Annotated in this window: 24 protein-coding genes and 2 tRNA genes; 19 read left to right on the forward strand and 7 right to left on the reverse strand. The window is 33.0% G+C overall.

Annotation, left to right across the window (positions count from 1 at the left end; all coding sequences use genetic code 11):
* The first annotated feature begins 107 nt into the window (after nucleotides 1–107).
* The 6 genes from EJB00_RS05890 (at nucleotide 108) to EJB00_RS05915 (ending at nucleotide 4,602) form a co-directional block, all read left to right on the forward strand.
* A complete protein-coding gene (locus tag EJB00_RS05890; RefSeq protein WP_135353047.1) occupies nucleotides 108–1,388 on the forward strand; it encodes a WD1261 family protein in 1,281 nt (426 codons plus the stop codon).
* A gap of 80 nt (nucleotides 1,389–1,468) precedes the next feature.
* Nucleotides 1,469–1,975 (forward strand): inorganic diphosphatase, encoded by a 507-nt coding sequence (gene ppa / locus EJB00_RS05895; RefSeq protein ID WP_015588043.1) that lies wholly within the window; start codon nucleotides 1,469–1,471, stop codon nucleotides 1,973–1,975.
* Nucleotides 1,976–2,073: 98 nt separating this feature from the next.
* Nucleotides 2,074–2,164, forward strand: a tRNA-Ser gene (locus EJB00_RS05900).
* A gap of 113 nt (nucleotides 2,165–2,277) precedes the next feature.
* Nucleotides 2,278–3,405: a SurA N-terminal domain-containing protein gene (locus EJB00_RS05905; protein WP_015588044.1), complete on the forward strand. Its 1,128-nt coding sequence runs from the start codon at nucleotides 2,278–2,280 to the stop codon at nucleotides 3,403–3,405.
* A gap of 41 nt (nucleotides 3,406–3,446) precedes the next feature.
* Complete coding sequence (locus tag EJB00_RS05910) at nucleotides 3,447–4,067, forward strand: ferredoxin reductase domain-containing protein (protein WP_135353046.1); 621 nt, start codon at nucleotides 3,447–3,449, stop codon at nucleotides 4,065–4,067.
* Complete coding sequence (locus EJB00_RS05915; protein ID WP_015588046.1) at nucleotides 4,051–4,602, forward strand: 5-formyltetrahydrofolate cyclo-ligase; 552 nt, start codon at nucleotides 4,051–4,053, stop codon at nucleotides 4,600–4,602. The genes EJB00_RS05910 and EJB00_RS05915 overlap by 17 nt, the downstream gene beginning before the upstream one ends.
* 669 nt (nucleotides 4,603–5,271) lie before the next feature.
* On the opposite strand, the gene EJB00_RS05925 is transcribed toward EJB00_RS05915, so the two are convergent.
* Nucleotides 5,272–6,303 (reverse strand): hypothetical protein, encoded by a 1,032-nt coding sequence (locus tag EJB00_RS05925; RefSeq protein WP_135353045.1) that lies wholly within the window; start codon nucleotides 6,301–6,303, stop codon nucleotides 5,272–5,274.
* 140 nt (nucleotides 6,304–6,443) lie between these two features.
* On the opposite strand from EJB00_RS05925, the gene elbB reads away from it, so the two are divergent.
* The 9 genes from elbB to dapA all read left to right on the forward strand — a co-directional run bounded on the left by elbB (nucleotide 6,444) and on the right by dapA (nucleotide 13,236).
* Nucleotides 6,444–7,142 carry an isoprenoid biosynthesis glyoxalase ElbB gene (gene elbB / locus EJB00_RS05930; RefSeq protein ID WP_015588048.1) on the forward strand — a complete coding sequence of 233 codons (699 nt, stop codon included), beginning with the start codon at nucleotides 6,444–6,446 and terminating at the stop codon, nucleotides 7,140–7,142.
* 137 nt (nucleotides 7,143–7,279) lie between these two features.
* Nucleotides 7,280–7,588 carry a hypothetical protein gene (locus tag EJB00_RS05935; RefSeq protein WP_015588049.1) on the forward strand — a complete coding sequence of 103 codons (309 nt, stop codon included), beginning with the start codon at nucleotides 7,280–7,282 and terminating at the stop codon, nucleotides 7,586–7,588.
* Between the two features lie 66 nt (nucleotides 7,589–7,654).
* Nucleotides 7,655–8,581: a 4-hydroxy-3-methylbut-2-enyl diphosphate reductase gene (ispH, locus tag EJB00_RS05940; protein WP_015588050.1), complete on the forward strand. Its 927-nt coding sequence runs from the start codon at nucleotides 7,655–7,657 to the stop codon at nucleotides 8,579–8,581.
* A gap of 280 nt (nucleotides 8,582–8,861) precedes the next feature.
* Entirely contained in the window at nucleotides 8,862–10,301 is a 1,440-nt protein-coding gene (locus EJB00_RS05945; protein WP_179943660.1) for a hypothetical protein, read from the forward strand.
* A gap of 4 nt (nucleotides 10,302–10,305) precedes the next feature.
* A complete protein-coding gene (locus EJB00_RS05950; protein WP_015588052.1) occupies nucleotides 10,306–10,914 on the forward strand; it encodes a hypothetical protein in 609 nt (202 codons plus the stop codon).
* Entirely contained in the window at nucleotides 10,911–11,708 is a 798-nt protein-coding gene (locus EJB00_RS05955) for a hypothetical protein (protein WP_015588053.1), read from the forward strand. Before EJB00_RS05950 ends, EJB00_RS05955 begins: the two co-directional genes overlap by 4 nt.
* 12 nt (nucleotides 11,709–11,720) lie before the next feature.
* Nucleotides 11,721–11,794, forward strand: a tRNA-Arg gene (locus EJB00_RS05960).
* Between the two features lie 68 nt (nucleotides 11,795–11,862).
* Nucleotides 11,863–12,345, forward strand: a complete 483-nt coding sequence (gene ssb, locus EJB00_RS05965; protein WP_015588054.1) for a single-stranded DNA-binding protein — start codon at nucleotides 11,863–11,865, stop codon at nucleotides 12,343–12,345.
* A gap of 9 nt (nucleotides 12,346–12,354) precedes the next feature.
* The gene (gene dapA / locus EJB00_RS05970) at nucleotides 12,355–13,236 is read left to right on the forward strand and encodes a 4-hydroxy-tetrahydrodipicolinate synthase (RefSeq protein WP_015588055.1); all 882 of its coding nucleotides are present in this window, start codon (nucleotides 12,355–12,357) and stop codon (nucleotides 13,234–13,236) included.
* A gap of 134 nt (nucleotides 13,237–13,370) precedes the next feature.
* Here the strand turns inward: dapA and EJB00_RS05975 are convergent, their stop codons facing one another.
* Nucleotides 13,371–14,348 carry a quinone oxidoreductase family protein gene (locus EJB00_RS05975; protein ID WP_135353044.1) on the reverse strand — a complete coding sequence of 326 codons (978 nt, stop codon included), beginning with the start codon at nucleotides 14,346–14,348 and terminating at the stop codon, nucleotides 13,371–13,373.
* 119 nt (nucleotides 14,349–14,467) lie between these two features.
* Between EJB00_RS05975 and EJB00_RS05980 the strand changes: the two genes are divergently transcribed.
* Entirely contained in the window at nucleotides 14,468–15,169 is a 702-nt protein-coding gene (locus EJB00_RS05980) for an ankyrin repeat domain-containing protein (RefSeq protein WP_135353043.1), read from the forward strand.
* Between the two features lie 46 nt (nucleotides 15,170–15,215).
* Here the strand turns inward: EJB00_RS05980 and EJB00_RS05985 are convergent, their stop codons facing one another.
* From EJB00_RS05985 to EJB00_RS05995, 3 genes are all read right to left on the reverse strand, one after another.
* A complete protein-coding gene (locus EJB00_RS05985; protein WP_015588058.1) occupies nucleotides 15,216–15,752 on the reverse strand; it encodes a cytochrome c oxidase assembly protein in 537 nt (178 codons plus the stop codon).
* Nucleotides 15,753–16,475 carry a Bax inhibitor-1/YccA family protein gene (locus tag EJB00_RS05990; protein ID WP_015588059.1) on the reverse strand — a complete coding sequence of 241 codons (723 nt, stop codon included), beginning with the start codon at nucleotides 16,473–16,475 and terminating at the stop codon, nucleotides 15,753–15,755. It lies immediately after the preceding gene.
* Nucleotides 16,476–16,676: 201 nt separating this feature from the next.
* Nucleotides 16,677–17,864 (reverse strand): cysteine desulfurase family protein, encoded by a 1,188-nt coding sequence (locus tag EJB00_RS05995; protein ID WP_135353042.1) that lies wholly within the window; start codon nucleotides 17,862–17,864, stop codon nucleotides 16,677–16,679.
* Nucleotides 17,865–17,998: 134 nt separating this feature from the next.
* Between EJB00_RS05995 and EJB00_RS06000 the strand changes: the two genes are divergently transcribed.
* The gene (locus tag EJB00_RS06000) at nucleotides 17,999–18,697 is read left to right on the forward strand and encodes an alpha/beta hydrolase (RefSeq protein ID WP_015588061.1); all 699 of its coding nucleotides are present in this window, start codon (nucleotides 17,999–18,001) and stop codon (nucleotides 18,695–18,697) included.
* Nucleotides 18,698–18,943: 246 nt separating this feature from the next.
* On the opposite strand, the gene EJB00_RS06010 is transcribed toward EJB00_RS06000, so the two are convergent.
* Together EJB00_RS06010 and EJB00_RS06015 are read right to left on the reverse strand one after the other, a co-directional pair.
* The gene (locus EJB00_RS06010) at nucleotides 18,944–19,618 is read right to left on the reverse strand and encodes an ABC transporter ATP-binding protein (RefSeq protein WP_015588063.1); all 675 of its coding nucleotides are present in this window, start codon (nucleotides 19,616–19,618) and stop codon (nucleotides 18,944–18,946) included.
* A gap of 26 nt (nucleotides 19,619–19,644) precedes the next feature.
* Nucleotides 19,645–20,067, reverse strand: coding sequence for a HesB/IscA family protein (locus tag EJB00_RS06015; RefSeq protein WP_015588064.1), 423 nt, complete (start codon nucleotides 20,065–20,067; stop codon nucleotides 19,645–19,647).
* A 47-nt stretch (nucleotides 20,068–20,114) separates the two neighbouring features.
* On the opposite strand from EJB00_RS06015, the gene EJB00_RS06020 reads away from it, so the two are divergent.
* Together EJB00_RS06020 and ribD are read left to right on the forward strand one after the other, a co-directional pair.
* A complete protein-coding gene (locus EJB00_RS06020) occupies nucleotides 20,115–21,296 on the forward strand; it encodes a deoxyguanosinetriphosphate triphosphohydrolase (protein ID WP_015588065.1) in 1,182 nt (393 codons plus the stop codon).
* The gene (gene ribD / locus EJB00_RS06025) at nucleotides 21,296–22,471 is read left to right on the forward strand and encodes a bifunctional diaminohydroxyphosphoribosylaminopyrimidine deaminase/5-amino-6-(5-phosphoribosylamino)uracil reductase RibD (RefSeq protein WP_135353040.1); all 1,176 of its coding nucleotides are present in this window, start codon (nucleotides 21,296–21,298) and stop codon (nucleotides 22,469–22,471) included. The genes EJB00_RS06020 and ribD overlap by 1 nt, the downstream gene beginning before the upstream one ends.
* Nucleotides 22,472–22,485 lie beyond the last annotated feature (14 nt).

A 22,485-nucleotide genomic window follows, 5' to 3' on the forward strand; every position in this document is an offset into this window, starting at 1 on the left:
TAATTTAATTTTTTAATGCAAAATGTAAACATACAATAAAGTTTATTGCTATTTTAGCCCATACCTTGTATACTATAAAGATAATTATTATACTGTGGGCTAGAGGAATGGTTAAAGAAGTTGAAAAATTAATAAGAATTGTTGGTAAGGGCAATTTATTGGAAGCTGTATTCATTCGTAAAGGCAGTTTTCAACATGCTAACTTACATAACTGCATGGATCACAGAAATCATATAGGCCTATCTAAATTCATTAATAAAGAAGAACAAGAACCATTAGACAAATATTTTAACTTAAAATTTAGTTTACAAGGACTGTTTTTAATTTATGTTCAAGCTTATAGAATTCTTGCAGAAAATGCTCAGCTCAATACTCAAGAAGTAATTGATAAAATATATGCTGCAGTTGAAAGTGGAAGAATATCTACCACTTATAACGCACTAGGGGAATTGCTAGAAGAAATTGTAGATCAAGTAGAATTGACAGAAGATCAAAAAAAACTGAAGCTTCTTAGTATTTTAGCAAATCCGAAAGGTGAAACTTTATTTAACAATAATAATGACTTTGAGAAACAAGTACTTAATAATGTTAAAAAGTTATTAAAAATAAATTACGCAAATGAATTTGATAAAGAATTCAGCTTATGTAAAGAGGTAATAAATCATTATTATTCCATACATGATATAAAAGTCGATAAAGACATAGCATTACTGTTTTCTAGTTATGGTATATTTTCTACATGTACTGGAAATAGAGATATTTTATCACTCAATCAATATATTAATGAGAAAGCTAGAGTAATCAACACACCACTGTATTACAGTTACATTTTGAAGTTAATAAACGTATTAAGTAAAATTGAGTTACCACATAGAAATGGGTTCACTAAGTATACACTTAATTATAGAGGTATAAGTGAATTGAACGGGACATTTACAGCTGCAAGAGAGCAAGACAGTCAAGATTCTCTATATCCTAAAAATATCAAACGTACTCTAGAGCAACTACTAAAAAACCAAAATAGTGATGCATTTGAACAATTAGTAACAAACCCTGAGAATACGTATTACTCAGTGCCGCAAAGTGAATGCAGACTAAACTCTACTATCAGTAACAAAAAAAACAAAAATCATAAAAACACATTTTGTAAATTAGCTTTAGGTATGTTTATATTATCTGTTGGATTATATGCTGCTGATTATTTCTTTATGGAACAAAAATTGTTTAACTCAATGAATCCACAAACTAATCTAATAATTGCTGCAGTGCTGACTATTGTGGTAATATATGCCTTATTTCAACTACTACAAGATCCTCCACATTCAGCGGTCAAGGATACAACTATTAATGATTTTGCAAATGGTCCTACACAGCCCAATCGTTCATAACCCTCTACTTATGAATGATAAATGTAGCGTTTTTAAAGTGTATGCTATATAATATCTTCTCTTGAATAACGAGGTAATCGATGGATTTAAGTAAAATAAAGATAAATTCAGATGAAATAAATGTAGTAATTGAAATAAGTGCAAATGCTCATCCCATAAAGTATGAATTTAATAAAGAGCTCGGATTATTACAAGTTGACAGATTTTTGTCTACTTCAATGACTTATCCTTGCAATTATGGATTTGTACCAAACACCTGTGCAGGTGATGGTGATCCTGTGGATGTTTTGGTGCTCACTCAATTTCCTTTAGCGCCTGGAGTTTTGATATCGGTGCGTCCAGTGGGTGCATTACTAACTCAGGATGAAAAAGGAGAGGATGAAAAAATATTAGCCGTACCTATCTCCAGTGTTGATAGCTATTATGACAATATAAAGAACTATTCTGACTTACCTAAAAATCTACTAGATAAAATTGCTCATTTCTTTTCTCATTATAAAGATTTAGAAAAGGGAAAAACGGTAACAGTTGGAGAATGGGCTAATGTGGAAAAAGCAAAAGAAATCATTGAGAAAAGTAAAAATTAGTTTGCATTAGAGCTGCTTAAAAAAATATTGTTGTTTTTAACATTGCGTTTAAAAGCATTAGACAGGCAGTAAAGGTCTTGATATTATAGTAATAATTTGGAAGGGTGGCCGAGCGGCTGAAGGCGGCGGTTTGCTAAACCGTTATACGATTGAAAAGTCGTATCGAGGGTTCGAATCCCTCTCCTTCCGTGTATTACTGTTTAGGTATTTATTGCAGTGGTTTTCTCTCTTTCACTATTAAAAGTTAGCTAGCATTCACTCAGTATTTATTATAGAATTGGTTATTAGCTGAATAGCCTTATATGCATAAAATATTAATTTTACTATTAATAATGTTGCCGCTTAGGTTACTTGCAACCGAGATTGAAATTGTTGCAGATGTAAATGGTGAGCCAATTTCAAATTTAGATATCGAAAGACGCATCAACTTTATAAATTCATTGCCTGGTAATCAGAGTGTTAATCGTGAAAAAGTAAAACCTCAAATCCTAAGACAGCTCATAGATGAAATCATCATTGTTAGCGAAGCACAGAAGATGAATATAGAATTGAGCAACGAGGAGTTAAATAATTCTATCACGTTATTCTTAACTCAAAGTTTAAAACTTGAGGCTGATGAAGTTGATCAATACGTAAAAAAGCATAATATAGATCTCAATACCCTAAAAAAACAAGTAAAGTGTCAGCTGCTGTGGAACAAGATTATTGAAGTAGGAATTGTACCGCTTATCAATATAAGCGATAAAGAAGTGGATGACATAAGAAAACAAAAAGAGAAGCCTGATTACCTTATTAAGTTTCAGGAATTTGTAATTCCTGATCAAAAAATGGCTGAAGATTTAGTAAAAAAATTACGTACCAGTAATAATCCAGAATCTTCAATAAAGATGCGCAAAGCAACCGTTAATTTAAGTCAGCTAAAAGGTACTCTCAAGGACGTTTTGGAAAGATTAGAAATCAATGACGTAGCAGGTCCGATTAGTTTAAGCGAAGGTTACTCTATTATAAAAGTCATAGATAAGGTACAGCTCGATCATACACTGCTGGAAAGTATTTTAAAAGTAAAACAAGTTGTGGTTAAAGATTCAGAAAATTTACTCTCTAATTTTAAGGAGCAAAAGGTCAGTTGTCTAAATTTTGACAAATTAGCAGACGATTTCAAATTGCCAAGCGCAAAAGAATTTAAAATAAAAATGCGAGATTTAAATCCTGATTTACAGATTTTATTTAGTAAAACAAGTACGAATGAAATAGTAGAATTAAGAGAAAATAGCACTGCAAAGCTAATGATGTTATGTGATATCAAGAGTAATCCAGTGAATATAGAAGCAATCAAACAGGAAATGTATCAACAAAAGATTATTATACAAAGCAACCTGTTATTGGATAATATGCGTAAAAATGCAGCTGTTAGTTATCAGTTTAATTGAAGTTAGAGAATATTTTTCGTTTTTTACTCTATAAAAAGTTTATGAAGAATATAATGCTGATTGGTGGCGGAGTTGGAAATGCAGTATTATTTTCGATAGGAAAAGCTTGTCTTGAAAACAATCATAAGGTTTTATATTTCGCTGGCTATAAAAAATTAAGTGATGTATTTAAACGAGCGCTGATAGAACGCGCATCAAACGTGACAATCTGGGCATGTGAAGAAGGATTGATAGAAACAAGCAGAGAACAGGATAAATCCTTTCATGGTAATATAATTGATGCAATAGTTTCTTATCAACGAGAAAAGGTAGATATTAATTTGAACACTATAGATAAAATCATCACTATTGGTTCTGATAAAATGATGAAAGCTATAAATGAAGCTAGAAAAACAATTTTAAAGCCATATCTGAAACCAAAACACATAGCAATATCATCAGTTAACTCTCCTATGCAGTGCATGATGAAAGAAATCTGCGCTCAATGTATTCAGCAACACATAAATAAGGAAACAGGAGAAATAAGTTTTGTTTATAGTTGCAGTAATCAAGACCAGGATATGGAGCTTGTTGACTTTGATTTTTTAAGTGAGCGCTTGAAGCAAAATAGTTTACAAGAAAAGCTCACTGCAAAATGGATAGAACATGTTCAAAGACACTAAACAGCACAAAGAGGAACTAAGGAAGCAATATAGAACCATAAGAAAAGATGTTGATGAAAGTTATTCTAGTTATGCAGCAAATTCTCTTATTAATCTCTTTAACAAAAACTTAAGTTGCGTTAAAGGTAAAACAATAGCAGCGTACATTCCAACAGACGGAGAAATTAATGTTGTGCCTTTGATGCATCATTTACTCGATTTAGATTATAAAGTAGCAATTCCTAATAAAAATAAGTTATTAAAATTTGAGGAATGGAATAAAGCAGATGAAGATATAATTCCCGACACAATCATTACCCCTATTGTTGCTTTTGATGATCATTTTAATAGGTTAGGTTTTGGCGGTGGTTGGTATGATGAAATGATAAAAAAATTACGGCCACTTGGAAAAATATTTATAGGTGTAGCCTATGAGAAGCAATATTGTAAAAATTTACCTGTGGAAAAACACGATCAAAAATTGGATATTATAATTACTGAGATGTGTGTTAGACTTGAAAGCAGGTTGCTTAAGAAAACGGATAGAAAGGAGTAGCATAGTCTCCCTCTTTCTGATAGTATAGCTTTTTCACAATAATCCGAACGTATCGTAATACTCTACTGGCCTACTATCGACATAAATACATATCTTATCACGTTCGAACTATTATAAGAAAGGCCATAATTGCTTATCTGTTTAGATGCATGCAAATATTGAAACCTGTCTTGTCATCAGAGTAGCTGACACTGGGATCCAACTAAGCTGGTAAACACTTTACAACGTTTTTTGCACAAAAGGACTGGATTCTAGCGTCACGCGCTAGAATGACATCAACTTTCGAATTCCAGTTATGCAAGAAATCTATTCATTTGAAACTTGTTTGAGAAACGTAGCTATAAAAACCGCAGGTACCAGTTGGTTTTTATTAGCTAAAGTAAAGGTCAAATATCTGGAATTCTGGACATAAAATCCCCCTGTAAAAAAGATTAGAAAAAAATGCAGCGCACATATGACAGAAATTAAGTATACCCTGAAGAGGATACGCTACATTTTTTTATGAGTTTAATAAAAAGGTCTGCAGACAAAGATAGATTTTTGAGCTCTAAAAATATCTATAATTGTCATTATAATCAGATTTAAAATATGCGGAAGTAATTTTTTGTGTCCGCTTAGCAGGGTGGCAAAATAAGATAGACAGATACATTAAAACGCTCTTCAAATGTATCAACCCACTTCTTTCCCTTCTTCACTCACTTGTTCAAGATTTGGGTTCTTCACTTCAGGACTTGGCTTCATTTTCTGAGCTTTCTCATTAACTTTTTCTTCTACCTTCTCTATTTTACCCTCACCAATTGCCATAATTGCAGGTTGAAATTGATCTATAAGATCATCAAATGGTTTTTTATCATCTAGATGAGTACTGAGGCCCTTTTCCAGAAGTCTGATCATATCAGCTTCTGAAAAATTTTCAATAGTTCCATTCTTTACTAACTCTTGTATAGCAGATTGCTGCCCTTCATTTCGAAGCATTTCTACTATCTTGTTCTGATTCTTAGCTTCTTCCATGCTTTGCCCTGCTTTTAACTTACTATCGTCTGCAATACCTGCAAGCAATTCACTACGTAATCTATCAAAATTATTCTCTCTTGCTTGAATTGTAGGCAATTTATCTATTAAATCCTTATATGAACTTTTCACTGCTTTTCCTGCTTCAATCGCACCTTCTTTTATTTTTTCCCCTGCCTTTCCTATACCTATTCCTACATAACGTCCTCCAATAGCCACAAGCGCTATTAATGTGGCAAGCACAATAAGCGGAGAAAATGCTGCTCCTAATACCATTACAGCAGAAGCCATTCCAATTTTTTCATTTGCAGATGCTGATTTAAAATAATTGACTAGATTGTCCAGTGGACCTTTATTATTATTTATAACATTACCTATTGCTTGCTGATTAACAGATTTTAATGCACCTTCTATTATTTTTGAGTTAACACTTTCAGGAGTTAAACCTTTAAGCCCTTCTTCAATGAATCTTATAAATAATTCTTTGTTGACCTCCTTTTGCAAGCCTTGGTCATTAATCGCTAAACCTAAATCTTTGAGGTTCATCCCTTTAACTTGTTCTGATAGGGCTTCAAACAACTTCCTTTTTTCTTCCTGTGAGAACTGTACAATGCTTTCTATTATATCTGAAATAGCTTTTTTTAGTTCTGGGTAGTCAATGTCAAAAAACGTACTGTTTGTAGGTTCCATATTCAACTTCATCAACTATAAACATGCCTAATTATATATACTAATTATTAATTATATTATAATTGACATAAAATAATTACTCCTTTCCAAATATGGAATTTGTATTACAATACCTAGATTATATGAAATCAAGGTATTTTATGGGTGAGAAAAAATTAAGAGCTGCTGTGGTTTTATCAGGATGCGGCCACCTCGACGGCACAGAGGTGAGAGAAGCAGTCTTAACTCTGCTTGTGTTTGATCAGCAGGAAGTTGAAGTCACGTGCTTTGCTCCTAATGTTGATATCACACAAGTTATGAATCACAAAACAAAAGAAGCAGTAAAAGAAAAAAGGAATGTACTTGTAGAAGCAGCAAGAATTGCAAGAGGTGAGATAAATGATTTAAGAGAAGCTAAAGCTGAAAATTTTGACATGCTAGTCGTACCTGGTGGATATGGAGTTGCGAAAAATTTATCTGACTCAGCTGAAAATAAAACAGTAATGCCTGAGTTTGAAAGATTAGTCTCAGAGTTCTTTGTTGCAAAAAAGCCAATAGGAACTATATGTATATCTCCAGCCATTATTGTTTTAATTTTAAGTAGCAAGATGGGTAAAGAAGAAAGTAAGATTAAGGTAACTATAGGAGACGACAAAGACCAGCTGATAGAAAAGCTCGGCGGCGAACATATAACATGCGATACAAAGCTATCAATAGAAGACGAAAAGCATAATATATTTTCCTGCTCTGCTTATATGCGTAGTGATGAAAGTACACACTCTGTATATCAAGGAATAAAACACATGATTGACAGTATGGTGAAAAAAATTAATAAAAAAACCAAACAACCATTTCTCTAAAGTGTAGTTTCTTATACAATTAATTATGTTATACTTTCAGTTGCATTATTGTTGTAGCCAAAGTAATCTGTAATTGCTTATTAACAGTAAGCTATATTTAGTATGTAAGTTTAGTTCTTTTTTTTATAGATGTAAATATGTCAGACCTTTTTTATATTGAAAGTGAGTGTTGTGTAGATGGTCAGTGTGATACTTATGCAGGAGAAGTGAGTATTAATGATGTCATGTTGGGCAAGTTTAGTCTAAATTCATACAGTGGGAAAAAAGCTATAATAAATCTAGACATCGCTACATTCGATATCCATATTGCCATGGATGACCAAAATGGAAGGACAATAACAAGAGACCTCAAGGGTCCTGAATTTGTAATTAAAGATGACGGTTCCTGGTATATTAATAAGAATCTTGGTAATGATAAATTTGAAATTATAGTAAAGCAGTCATGATATGAAACATAGTGAGCGGAGCTTACTTTTTAGCAATGTTTACATACTTACTTGATTTGAAAAAAAATGGAGATTATCTTAGCTGAGCCACGCGGTTTCTGTGCAGGGGTTAAAAGAGCTGTAGACATATTAGCAATCACTTTAGAGAAATACAAAAATGAACGCCAAGTTTATGTACTACACGAAATCGTTCATAATAAGTATATAGTAGAGGATTTCAAGAAACAAGGAGTGGTTTTTGTAAGCAGCATAGAAGACATTAAAGACAATAGAGGAATATTGATCTTTAGCGCACATGGAGTGTCGAAAAGTATAGAGGATGAGGCAAAAAGAAAGGGTGTTCAAGTGATTGATGCAACATGTCCATTAGTTAGCAAAGTACATAAAGAGGCAAAAAGGTATGAGGATAGTGGTAAAGAATTAATTCTAATTGGACATGAAAATCATCCAGAAGTTAAAGGAATTATGGGAAGAGTAAGTAATCCTATATCTCTAGTGCAAACTATGCAAGACGTATACAATTTACAAATCAAAGATCCAGATAATTTATCTTATGTAACACAAACCACGTTAAGTATTGACGATACCAAAGAAATTATTGCTACACTGAAGCTCAGATTTCCAAGCATTACAGGCCCCGACTTAAAAGATATATGCTATGCAACACAAAATAGGCAGAACGCTGTTAAAAAATTGGCTAAAATTACAGACGTAGTGTTAATTGTAGGAAGCAAAAACAGTTCAAATTCAAACCGTTTATTAGACCTGTGTATTTCCAGAGGAAAAAGAGCCTATTTGATTGATAATTATAAATGTATGAACAAAAATTGGTTGCAGGGCGCAGAAAAAATAGGAATTACTGCAGGTGCTTCTGCTCCTGATATATTAGTTGATGAGCTAGTAAATTACTTAAAAATAAATATGAATACAAAAGTTTCAGTCATGCCAGATGGATTCACTGAAAATGTTCAGTTCAAGTATACTAAATGGTAATGTGCAACAAAGTGCGTCAAATCAAGTCTTTAGCTCAATTCAATTTTCAGTCTGTTGGAGAATAAAATATCAAGCTGAGATATAATTAATCCTCGTTTGTCAGGTTAAGTTGTGTCTAGCACAGAAACATTAAAATATAAAAAACCTTCACCATACAAAAGGGTTAATATTACTACTAATTTTATCAAAAACTTATAATATAAGTCATATTGTCATCTAATGTTTAATGAATTTCAATAAATTACCTTTTTAATTCTAGATGAGTATACACTTTGTTAATATGTTTGGGTCAAAACCCAAAAGTAAGTTTATGCTTTCTATAGGAAAAGAAGGCACAATGTTACTATATTTTAAAAATAATACTTTAAATAAAAGATATTTTGCTAAGGACAAAAATAATAAAGCTGTTTCTGACTTAATTTTATGTCTCTCATCAGATAAAAAAGCATCCTTATATCTGGTTCTCAATCACACTGATCAGAACTATTTGCTACAGTCTATCCCAAGAGTAAATAGGATTAGTGCTTATCTATCAGCAAAAACAAAAGTAGAGCATTTTGCTCATAATAACGATATAAATTCTATTCTCTTGGTCGAAAAGCCGAATAAATTTAATCAAAACTGGTGGTATCTATTTGTTTCATCAAAAGCAAATCATTTAATAGAATATTGGTTGGACGTGTTTGTTGAAATAGGCTCTAACTTTAAAGGAATATTAATGTTTCCTATAGAACTAGTCAGTATAGCAAAAAAGATTCTACACAAAGATCCTAGTAACTGGAAAATTATAGTTGCTGCAACTAAAACAGGTGGCTATAGACAAGTGGTTCTTAAAGAGAACAAAATGATATTTACACGTTTAATACCATTTACTAATGATAATTTACCAGGAATCATTGCTGGTGAAATATATCAGGAAGTGAAAAATACAATTCAATCTTTAACTAAGTTTGGATTTGAAAAAAATGACCCTATCGACCTTTGCATCATAGTATCAGAAGCTATTAAATCTAGTTTATCAGTTATAAATTTTTCAGAGAATAGTGTGAACATATTGACTCCATATGAGCTAGGTAAACTATTGGGAGCAGAATTAGCTATATGCGAAAAAGATAGCTTTTGTGATACTACAATTTTGTTCCATAGCTTTAAGAATAAGCCAATAAATATTTTTAACACAAAAGAAACTAAAGAATTTTATCTATTTAATTATCTTTATTTAAATTCTCCTCAAAATTTTCTATACCTACTCTTGGTTTTAGTTGTAATTAACACCTTTTGTTTGCAAAATTTGTATTCAAATTTTAATGTTGCTGATAATTTATCTGCAAAGCGGAGTGCTTTAAATAACAAACTAATAAAACTTAGCCAAAGCTATAATGTAAAAAAGATAGATGAAGTTTACGATTTTATTAATATCAATAATATTTTATCAAAAATAGAATACTCTCCTCTCATACAGGTTAAGTATGTAGAAAAGCTAAAAGTACCAGATGTAGAGCTTGAATTATTTGAGTGGAATTATAATGAGGCAAAAAGTTATATTACCACAACTTTAAGGTTTAATTTTCAATCTGGTCAAGACATTTCTTATCAATACGAGAAACTACAGAAAAATTTAAACGATAATTTCCGTACTCATGATATTAGTATTTCTAGCTTACCCACTACTAAAGAGAAAAATCTATCTATTGATGTTGAAATAGGAGAGGCAATGTAGATTGATGACTATCTCTCAACTAAAAAGAAAAGCTACAATTCAGTGCATATATTATTTATTGTTATCTATTGTATTAATAGGGTTATCAACGTGTTTTATTCTCTATAACAAAAAGGTTTATAATAAAAATCAAACTGCAGCTGAGGAAATACACTCTATTAATTTACAGATCATTGAAATTCAAAAGAAAGAAGTCGTTCTAAATAAAAACCTAGACTTATGGAAAAGAATTTCTTCTTCAAACTTACATAGTAGCAGATATGTTACAAATTTAAATTTTGAGCTTCACAAGCTATATAAAAAACACTACATGTTAGAACCTGAAATATCAATTTCTATACCTGAAGAGGCTGAACTCCACAATAAAAGTGAACGTACAAAAGTAATAAGAAGTGAAGTGGTTCTAAATTTAAGCTCAATTAGCGATAAGCATATTTTTTTATTTCTACAGTCCATTCCAAATCTTCCTGGTTATGTTATGATCAGATCTCTTACCTTGAATAAGCAGAGAAATATAGATTCTGCAGCTATAAACCAGATTTTAAGTGGTAATATGATAGAGATAGTGAGAGCTAGTATAGTTTTTGATTGGTATACCATATTAAGTAGATGAATATAAAGTTGTTTTTTATTTTTACGCTGCTATTTTTTAATGTTAGTGCATATTGCAATTGTGAAGATCTTGTAGAAAATATAGGGATTTGTAAAAAATATTCTTGCCAACAGCATATTAGTGATGAAGATTTTATTGAGCATAAAATATTAGGGTTAAATAGTGAAAATTTATGTGTATATATAGAAAGACAAGGCAATGATGAAATGGTCTGTCATTATTCTAATAATGGAATTATTATAGAAAAGAAGTACTTAAAAAGTATTTTAAAAGTTGGAAATCAAGAAATAAATGATTTCATTGATATAGCAAATTTGCGTGCGAAGGAGTGTTTTTTTATCAACAATTATAAACTAAGCTATATAGATCGAGACGATATAATAAAAGAGGCAGCAGAGAGTACTTTATCGCAATATGGTAGCATAAAAAGCATTTTTTTTGATGAAGAGCAGGTTAATAGAATAGTTAGTGAGATGGAAAAGTTTAACTTACAGTCTTCAGGAGTTACAGAGGAAGAAAATTTCAATTGTAAAGTAGTCAGTTTAGATTCAATTTTATACTTTTCCCCTGATACATGGAAAATATGGGTAAATGGAAAGTTGTTTATAAATACTAAGGATTTAAAAGTGCACTCAGTAACTGAAAATTATGTAACTTTTTCATGGGCTGTAAACCAAAAGATAACAAAAGAAAGGATAAGCAATTCTAAAAATGTAAATTTTAGACATGAAGGTATTATGTTTACTCTTTATCCAGAACAAAAATTTGATTTAGACAGTTTATCTATTAAATAATCTAATACATCTGCGCTTGTAGCTCAATTGGATAGAGCGTTGCCCTCCGGAGGCAAAGGTCGTGGGTTCGAATCCCTCCAAGCGCGTTTCTAATTAAATTTGACAATAATACTCTCACATAAGATAATAAAGAGATTTATTTTAAAGCATAATTATGTCTAGTGGTACTATAAATAAAGTCATATTAGTTGGTAATTTAGGAAAAGATCCTGAAATTAGGACTACACAAAATGGAAAAGAGATGGCAAGTTTTTCAATAGCCACTTCTGAAAGTTGGACTGACAAATTTTCTGGTACTCGCTCTGAAAAGACAGAATGGCATAATATTGTAATTTTTAGTGAAGGACTAGTAAAAATTGTTAAAGACTTTGCACGGAAAGGTAGCAAAGTGTACGTTGAAGGCTCTCTGAGAACTAGAAAATGGACTGACCAAAATGGTACTGAAAAGTACACAACAGAGGTGGTGCTATACAACTTTAATAGTGCCCTTACCCTTTTAGATTCACGAAACAGTATGTCAAACTCTGATTACAAGCCAAGTGAATACAAACAAAATGAAACAGAACAAAAAGATAAACACGGAAGTTTTGACAACGATATAAAAGACGAACTAATCGATGATGAAATACCATTTTAATAACTTCAATTGAAACCTACATTTTTATGGACTGCTTGTGTTACTCCTTTTAATTCTAATGGAGATAGCGTAGATTACCAAAGTTTGCAGTGCTTGCTTGCAATGCAGGCTCAAGCTAAAAATGGTGTAGTGTTGCTCGGTAGCACCGGTGAAAGTTTATCACTTTCTGAGTATGAAAAGCGTACATTAGTTAAATTTGTATGCAAGCTAAAATTAAACACCAAAATTATAATTGGTGTGCCAGGAGTGAATCTATATCAGACTCTTGAATGGCTTGATTTTTGCAAGGATATGCCTATTTCTGGTTATTTAATGACAACTCCCATTTATACAAAGCCCGGAATCATGGGACAGATTTTATGGTTTGAAAAGCTGCTTAAAAAAGCACATGTGCCAGCCATGCTTTACAATATTCCATCAAGAGCAGGAGTGAGTCTTCACGTTGAAACTGTACACAACTTATCCAGTCATGAAAAATTTTGGGCTATCAAAGATTCAAGTGGCACCGTTGATACTTTAACTCAGTATAAGAAAGTTGCACCAAATATTGAGGTGTTTTGTGGAGATGATAATATGATACCCGATATGGCTGCTAAGGGTGCGGCTGGTCTGGTTTCTGTTGCTGCTAACACTTGGCCACATATAGTACATGAATATGTTAAGCAATGTCTGAGTAGTAAAAACTCTCAGGTAGATGTGTGGAAACAGACTTGTGAAGCCTTATTTACCGCCAGTAACCCAATACCTACTAAAGCACTCTTGCATGATATTGGGCTTATAAAACACAAAACTGTCCGCCTACCACTCAGCGCAGAAGATTTGCCTTCTATTGAAACATTGAGGCAAGCTAATAAAATGATTCTTAGGTGGAAAGAATTGACTAATGGCTAGGACTAGAAACACAAACTACACATCATCAACTTCCATACCTGCATCAAATGAATTTACTGGTTATGACAGAATCAATCATGTAAAATCCCTGTTGATATGACTTAATGAATAACTATTTTAAGTTACCAATTTATTTAAGAAACTTTGATAATATTTATCCCACTTACTTTTCTATTTTCCATGTCACAATGAGCCTCTATTATTTCATCAAATTTATATTTTTTATTAATTCGTACAATTAAAAGTTTTTTTCTTATCATTTCAAAAATTTCCATTGCAGTAAGCACTAATGTAAATTTATCATGCTTATAGTGATATATCGAAGTTCCAGCTGCAAATAACGAACGCGAACTAAGTAAAGAGAAATTAATAGGAGCATTACCTGATATCTGCCCATAGGAAACATATATGCCAAACTTACCCAAAGATTCAAAAGAGAGCTTGCTTGTAGCGTAACCTATAGGGTCATACACTGCACCTACTCCTCTATTTTTCGTAATCTCCATGATTTTAGAAACGAAGTCTTTATCATTGTAGTTTATTGCGTATGTGCAGCCACTTTGTAAAGCTATCTTCATTTTTTCGTCAGAGCTTATAGAACCTATCACTATACCTTTTTTATCCTTTGCCCATTGGCATATTATTTGCCCCAAACCACCATTAGCTCCATGAACTAGTACAAAAGCACCAGGCCTGATTTTATAAGATTGATTAACTAAATAGTGAGCTGTCATACCTTTAAACAACACTGCAGCAGCAACTTCATCAGGTATATCATTCAGAATTTTTATCAAATATTTCTGGTGTACAATGCGCTTTTCACAATATGCCCCTGGAGGAGCTGTGCAATATCCAACTCTATCTCCAACCTTAAGTCCATCACTAATTTTTTTACCAAGCTTTTCAACAACTCCTACTGCCTCTACTCCAAGTACTGATGGCAGATCTTTAATTTTGCGTATACCTTTTCTATGTTCTAAATCATAACGATTTAAGCCGATAGTTGTATGACGTATTAAGACTTCCTCATCTTTTGGCTCACCTATGCTCTTATCTACAAATTCTAATACTTCTGGCCCCCCAGTTTTTTTAATTTGTATAGCTCTAACCATGATAAATGTAAGACAAAAACTTTAATTATGTTATCTAGCAATTAATATTTTGCAAAATGTTATTTAGAGTTTATACACTACATAAGCGTATTGTTAATAGTTTTGAGGCACAAATTATCATGAACAGAGAAATTTGGCTTTATGGTGTTTTATTCAACGTGTTGTGCAAAGTGGATGAAGATAATGATTTGGATGTTAACAACGTAATAAAAAAAATAAAAGAAAGGTTAGAATATAGAATACAAAAATTAGATAAAAAAAGAGATTATTGTAAATATTTATATACTTCTTGGGAAAAAAAAGGATTTGATATTAATCACCAATTTGACTTGAAAGATTATGATGGCTTTCCAATAGATAGTCTTTTTTCTATTGCCATTAATTATAAATTATACACTTTAACAAATTTAGCGCAAGTTTTAATAAAAGCAGGAGCTAATGTGCAAAATGAAAAAGGATATTTACATGCCTGCGTTTTGGCTCGTTCTCCAGATATATTAAAAGCTCTCATAAAAGCGGGAGTAAATGATAACCCAAATGAAAACTATGGTGGAAATACCGCTTTAGACTATGTTGCTAAATTATATGGTAGAGATAAGTCAACGAAATGCAAGGATTGCTGTAAAATTCTAATTGAGCATACATTAGAAAAAAAACCTCACAGTAAAATGCCAGACTCTATAAAAAGTAATAAAGAGTTAACTGAGTACTGGAATGCCTGTAAAGCAAATAGTGAAGAATGGGAATTCGCAATACCAAAAACCGCAATACAAGTACTTAGTGTGCAAAAAACAAATAAGCGCTTTTGCCCAATTAAATAGATCTGTCGCATAACTATTATTTAAATCAACAATAGGAAAAGGTTTGTTATTTAAGCTTAAAAAACGTATATGATAGTGTTATTTCACTTAAATCTTTTGTACTATTGTCACGCATTATTTCAGGGTCTACGTAAAAGGATACAGGCATAGCTGCTTTTTGTTTTGGTAGCAACATTTGCTCTTCAAAACAGAAGCATGCAACTTTATTGAAATATTTACCTGCTTTAAAAGGTGTGACATTATATACTGCCATTCCAAATGAAGATTGATCAGATAAATTTTCTGCATAATAAAATACTAAACTTTTTTGCCCTATATTCGTATCAATGTAGTTAGTTTCTGATTTAAATTCCCAAGGCAGACCGGACATTACATCAGCATTGAAGTAAACCCTGATTTTTTGGTCAGTTGCATTTATTGTCGTATTAGTTGCTTTTCTCGTTGTGCCACCATATCCAGTAGCTTTGCAAAAGATGCTATACAATGGCACCGAAGCATATGCAAGACATAGCATCAATACCACTAAAGATCCTAGGAGAAAAACTATAGAATTTTTATTGTTTCCTCTTAAAAAGGAAATCATCTAATCCTTATTGTTGAATAAATTAAGTAACCTGAGTAAATTGAGGAATATATTGATGAAGTCAAAGTAAAGATTAGTTGCACCAAGTACTGCCAGCTTAGTAGTTGCAACCTCTGAGCCATCATTATACCTATAATAAACATCTTTGATTCTCTGAGCATCGTACGCGGTCATTAAAGTAAACACTATTACTGACACAAATGATATTGCAAAATAGAGTGGACTACTCCCAAGGAACAGATTAACTATAGATGCAATGATTAATCCCCAGATTCCCATAATCAAAAAAGAACCCATACTGGTCAGATCTTTTTTTGTAGTATTACCATATAAAGCCATAGAACCAAACATGATCGATGTAATGAAAAATGCTCTCGCTATATTTTCTGCAGTATAAATTATAAAGATATGAGATAAAGAAATTCCCATTAAAACTGAGAATAGAAAAAATACAGTAAGTGTTGACTGAGCACTTAGGTGTTGAAGCCTAAAAGACATATAAAACACCAATGCAACTGGAGATAGCATTACCACAAGCGATAGAACAGGATTGGAATAAATCACCTGGAAAAGACCAGAAAATACTGTTAAAAACGCAACAAGCCCTGTAACACCTAAAGCTAAAGCCATATAATTGTATACTTTAGTTAGGTAACTCCTGAGTCCAGCGCTATAATAAACGCCCTGAGAGCGAATATCCTGTTCGTTTTTCATATAAGACATATGTAACTCCTTATTATCTCTTGATGATATATTATAATACAATACAGCGTTTTTATCAAGTATAAAATGACATACTATAATTGAATGGTGTGGTATGCAATTAGAGAATTTCTTCCATAACTATAAGCAAATCGGTTTTCAGCAGCATGTAACTATTATAACAACCTCTGGCAATAGAAACTACTTTCACCATCCCCTCTATCATGATTTAAGGGGAATGGTGAAAGTAGTTTTTGCATTTACTAAAGCATTCTTCTTATAGACACTATACCAACAATCCACTATTTTTTCTATGTCTCGCGGTTTAACCTCTGGACCTATACTGATTCTAATTGAACATTCTGCTTGCTCTTTTGTTGCTCCCATTGCAAGCAAAACATGAGAAGGTCCAACTTTTCCAGAAGAACATGCAGAACCATTGCTGACTGCAATATTATTTAAGTCAAAGTGCATGAGCTGCAGATCATTCTTCACTCTCGGCATATAAATGAAACTTGTATTTGGCAATCTTTTAGAATTTCTGCCAAAGATCTTGATATCACTGACAAGACTTAATAACCCACACTCCAATTGATCACGCAGCTTCTCTACTTCATCCATCTTTGATAGAAGATCTGGAATGTTTTGCAATGCAGCAGAAAGACCTACTATTGCAATAATATTTTCTGTACCACCACGCAATCCTTTTTCTTGCCCACCACCTATTATAGTAGGTTCTATTACAAGCTTTTTGTCAAATATTAAAACTCCACTACCTGCTATACCACCAAATTTGTGAGCAGATAAAGTAAGTAAATCCACTTCTAAATCTTCCATATTTAATTCGATTTTCCCAACACTTTGAGCAGCGTCAGTGTGACAGATTGCCCCGAATTTATGTGCCATTTTAGCTATTTCCTTAACAGGCTGGATAACTCCAGTTTCGTTATTAGCCATCATCACTGAAATTATTACTTTATTCCCTTCAAGTTCGCTTAGAATTTTTTCTAGCTCTAAAAAGTCAACAATACCCTCTTGATTAACGGGTATTATATGTGGATTATATGCAGAATTAAGAATTGAAGGATGCTCTGTAGCTGAAATTACATGCAGATAGCCTTTCATTCCTCTCATGACGAGATTGTTTGCTTCAGTTGCACCAGACGTAAAAACTATTTCTTTATCATCTGGAATGCTAAGAGCATCACGTACGTTATCTCTTACCTCTTTAAGAATCTTCCTCGCTTCTTGTCCTCTTTTATGCAGCGACGATGGATTTAGTGTTTGTTTTGACAAAATCTCAAGTATACTTTTTTTTACATTTTTACTCACTGGAGCAGTTGCATTATAATCAGCATACACGTAATTACTATCTTCCAGGGAGAATAAACTCACAGGCTTATTTGTCACTTACCATCAACCAATTATGTATGTTAACTTTAACACAATAAAAATTTATTGCAAAAACAGCAAAATTAATACATAATTAATAAACAATTTACATTATCAATCCCTGTCGAAACAGGTTTTTATTAGGAGTCATCATGGTAGAAGTCTTTTTAAATAATTCAACAAAAAAAATAGAAGGTAGATACCATCAAAGCAAAGATACCAATGCACCGGTTGTGCTAATTTTACATCACCATCCCCAATATGGCGGTAGTATGGATAGTAAGATTATACATAGTATATATGAATCTTTTATCGATAATAACTTTTCTGCATTGACAATTAATTTTCGTGGCGTCGAAAAATCTACCGGAACTTTTGATAAGGGTATAGGAGAATTAACTGATGCTGCAGTAGCTATTGATTGGCTTCAGGAACATAACTCTAACAACGTTCCAATTTGGATAGTCGGTTTTTCTTTTGGAGCATGGGTAGCTATGCAGTTGACAATGCGCCGTCCAGAGATAGTAAGTTTTGTTGCCCTTTCTCTTCCAGCAACTAAGTACGATTTCTCTTTTCTCTCTCCTTGCCCAGTTCCTGGACTTATAATACAAAGTAATAATGATACAATTTCAGAAGAAAGCGATGTAACAGAATTAGCACAAAGGTTAATAAATTCGGTAAAAAATAACCATATGGAATACCATATAGTAGACGATACCAACCACTTTTTAAGGGATAAAGAAGAGGAAGTAGCTCAAATTATAGATAATTATATAAAACTACGCTTAAATAGTGCAGTCACTTCTTCCAAAAAAGTAAAAAAAGAGATAAGGGTAAAAGAATATGCCTAACTTTACAAATGAGAGAAATGAATGTATTAATATAAATAAAAAAAGTCTTGTTATGTTTAGGCAATTATTATTTCTCGTTTTAGCGATGTTTATGCTGTCAGGATGCTTTCTAAGTAAACAGCGTAAGTTAAAGAGTCCGTGTATAAAAAGCAATGAAGGCATTTCATGCGAATTATACTCCGTTAATGATCATTGGTTAAATAAGTACAAGTTATAGGTAGCTTTGTATTGTACTGTTTCTTCCATTCACAGCTTTACTAATGATCGGTTTTTTAGCTGAAAAATGTGATCTGCTTCTTCTGCAAGAATATAGTTGTGTGTTACTATAAGCATAGAGCTGTTATTTTCCTTTACATATGAATGTAACAGCAAAAATACATTCAAAGAATTTGTTGGGTCTAAATTTCCCGTTGGCTCATCTGCAAGTAAAAGCTTTGGAGAGTTTACAATGCTCCTTGCAATTGCAACCCTCTGCCTTTCTCCACCAGAAATTTCAGATACCATACTACTTGCTTTACTTTCCAGACCAAATTTTTCCAATATTGCTTGCGATTTTTTTTCTGCTTCAGCTTTACTTTTTCCTGCAATGAGCTGAGGAAGCATAACATTTTCCAACACTGATAACTCCTGTAATAAATAGTGAAATTGATAAACAAAGCTAAGAAAATTTCTTCTTACATGAGTTTTATATTTATTGCTGGCTTGCGTGCAATTTACTCCATCTATTGTCACTACACCTAAAGTTGGCTTATCCAATAGGCCCGCAATTTGTAGTATAGTTGTTTTTCCTGATCCCGAATTACCAATCAATGCAACTACTTGCCCTCTTGTAAGACTCAGATTGATGTCTTCTACAATAGTAGGACTTTTTTTGAAGCTCTTACTTACAGAAGCTAGCTCTAGTGTTACACCACTACCCATATTATAAAAAGATCCAGGAGGGAGAATTAGACCGAGAAACTGTTACCACACCCACATCGAGACTTAGCGAGAGAATTCTTGATTTGAAAACCAGAACCACTTAGATCTTCAGTATAATCTATAGTTGAATTATTTAAAAATTTCGCTGAACAATTATCAACCATTAACACAGGGTTTCCATTCTCATCATTAATTACTATATCTTTACCTTTTTCACTAAAACTGGAGTGGCTTCTATAATCCTCGCTATCTTCGTCATCTTCAAAATCGTCATCCAAAGACATCTTTTTATTTATTTGATCCATAAGAAAATTATACTTGAAGCCAGAGCATCCACCACCTGAAACTGCAACCCGCAAAACAGAACTCTGATCTCCTTCTTGTTCTACAAGGGAGTGGATTTTTCTTAATGCATTGTCAGTTAAGTTAATATTGTAATCTGTTGACATAACAACCACCCTTCATTATTGATAACTTATTATACTGCAAATTTTACATGTCAAACAATAATTTTCTATTAAGTTACGCGTGCTTTCCAAATAAAACAAAAGGAAGAAATTTTAAAGAGCCAGAAGATGAAAATCGCAGCTGCTTTCAGCGTGATAGGGACCGCATTATTCACTCTAATGCGTTTAGGAAATTGGGGTACAAAACACAAGTTTTTATCAATTATGAGCATGACTACTATCGCACTAGGCTAACTCATAGCCTTGAAGTTGCACAGATTGCAAGATCCATCGCACGCAGGCTCAGATTAGATGAGGACATCACTGAATGCATAGCGCTTGCACATGACCTTGGTCATCCTCCATTTGGTCACACAGGTGAGAATGCTCTAGTTCAAGTTGATAAGGAGAAGTATAAGTTTGATCATAACGTTCAAGCTATAAGGATTTTAACTTATCTTGAACAAAAACATGCCGACTTTAATGGCATGAATCTAAGTTGGGAAGTGATTGAAGGCGTTGCAAAGCATAACGGTCCTTTACTCGGTCAAAATGCAGCATCTCACACAAATAATCAGCTATTATTAGAATACAATGAAAAATATGATCTAAAACTTGAGGAATTTTCAAGCATTGAAGCACAAGTTGCTTCAATTGCCGATGACATCGCTTACAGTGTGCATGATCTTGATGATGCACTCAGAGCAAATTTAGTAACTATTGAAGATTTGCTTAATGTTCCCTTAATTGGCAAAATGTTTAAAAACGTAAGGAGTGAATATTCAGATTTGTCTCAGAGCAAACTCATACATGAATCACTGAGTAGAACTATAGGGATTATGATAAATGATGTCGTTTTTCAGGCTGAAAAAAATATTAAAGACTACAAAATAAAAAGCGTAGAAGATGTAAGAGGTCTAAATACAATGCTAGTCACATTTTCACCAGAAATTGCAAATGCCACAAAAGAGATGAAAAAATTTAACATGGAAAAAATATACAGAAGCTATAAATTGAATAGAACAATGAACAAAGCAAAACGTATAGTACAGGAGCTTTTTCAATGCTTTTATGAAAACCCAGGGTTATTACCTATAGAGTGGAACAAGCTTGCTTGTGAATCTCAGCGTTCAGTAATAATATGTGATTATATCTCAGGTATGACAGATAGATTTGCCATACACGAGCACAGAAGAATTTTTGATACCTCATACGAAATGACTTCTTTCTAATGACCGATGATTATTTCATGTCGATCGCATTAAAACTTGCAGAAAAAAGTCTTGGAAGTGTTGCACCAAATCCCGCTGTTGGATGTGTTATTGTAAAAGACGGTATGGTGATCGGTGAAGGCTACACAGGAATCGGTGGACGTCCACATGCAGAAGTAGTTGCTTTGCAAAATGCTCAAGACTTAACTCATGGTGCAACTATGTACGTCACTCTTGAGCCATGTTGCCACTTTGGAGTTACAGAACCTTGCACTGCAGAAATCATAAAATCAGGAATAAGAAAGGTAGTGATTGCAGCAATTGATCCAGATAGTAGAGTTTCAGGTGGAGGGATAAAAGCTTTAGCAGATGCAGGAATTGAAGTAAAACAAGGGATTATGCAGAAAGAAGCAGAGAAACTAAATGTTGGCTTTTTTACCACTAAGAAACTCCATAGACCATTTATAGCTTGCAAAATCGCAACAACTCTTGACGGAAAAATCGCAACATTTACAGGTGATAGCAAATGGATAACAAGTGAAGATACGAGAAATTGGGTACATGAGCTCAGAGCAAAATATGATGCAATTATGATTGGCAGTAGTACCCTTATCAATGACGATCCTCTCTTAACTTGCAGATTACCAAGACTCGAAGACAGGTCGCCAATAAGGCTAATTATCGATAGCCAAGGGAAATTGAAGAAAGAGCATAATATTGCAAAGACTGCAGACAAAGTAATAACTTGGGTAATCACAAATAAGGAAGTAGAGAGAAAAATAAAAGACATTAATTATTTGATAGTTAATACACCTCCTGTCATCCCAGTGCCCAGACACTGGGATCCAGAAAACTTCAAGCAATTGCGTAGTGAAAACTGGATTCCAGTTTCAAGCACTGGAATGACATCAGATCGAAAAGTCTGCCTAAAAGACATGGCATCAAAACTTGTTTCAGAAATTGGTATAACAAGGTTATTAGTTGAAGGTGGAGGAGTGTTAGTTACAGAGTTATTGAAGCACGATTTAATCGACAGGTTGATAATCTGCCGCAGTGGTAAAATTTTAGGTAATGATGCCACTCCTTTTATAGGAGATCTAGGGATTCAATCCATAAACAACTGCTACCAATTCAAAAAAGTAGAGATAATAGACTTTGATGAAGATGTAGTTGAATTGTGGGATAGGCTATTGTAACTTTTACATATTCA

The organism is Wolbachia endosymbiont of Drosophila mauritiana (genome assembly GCF_004795975.1).
Lineage (GTDB): Bacteria > Pseudomonadota > Alphaproteobacteria > Rickettsiales > Anaplasmataceae > Wolbachia.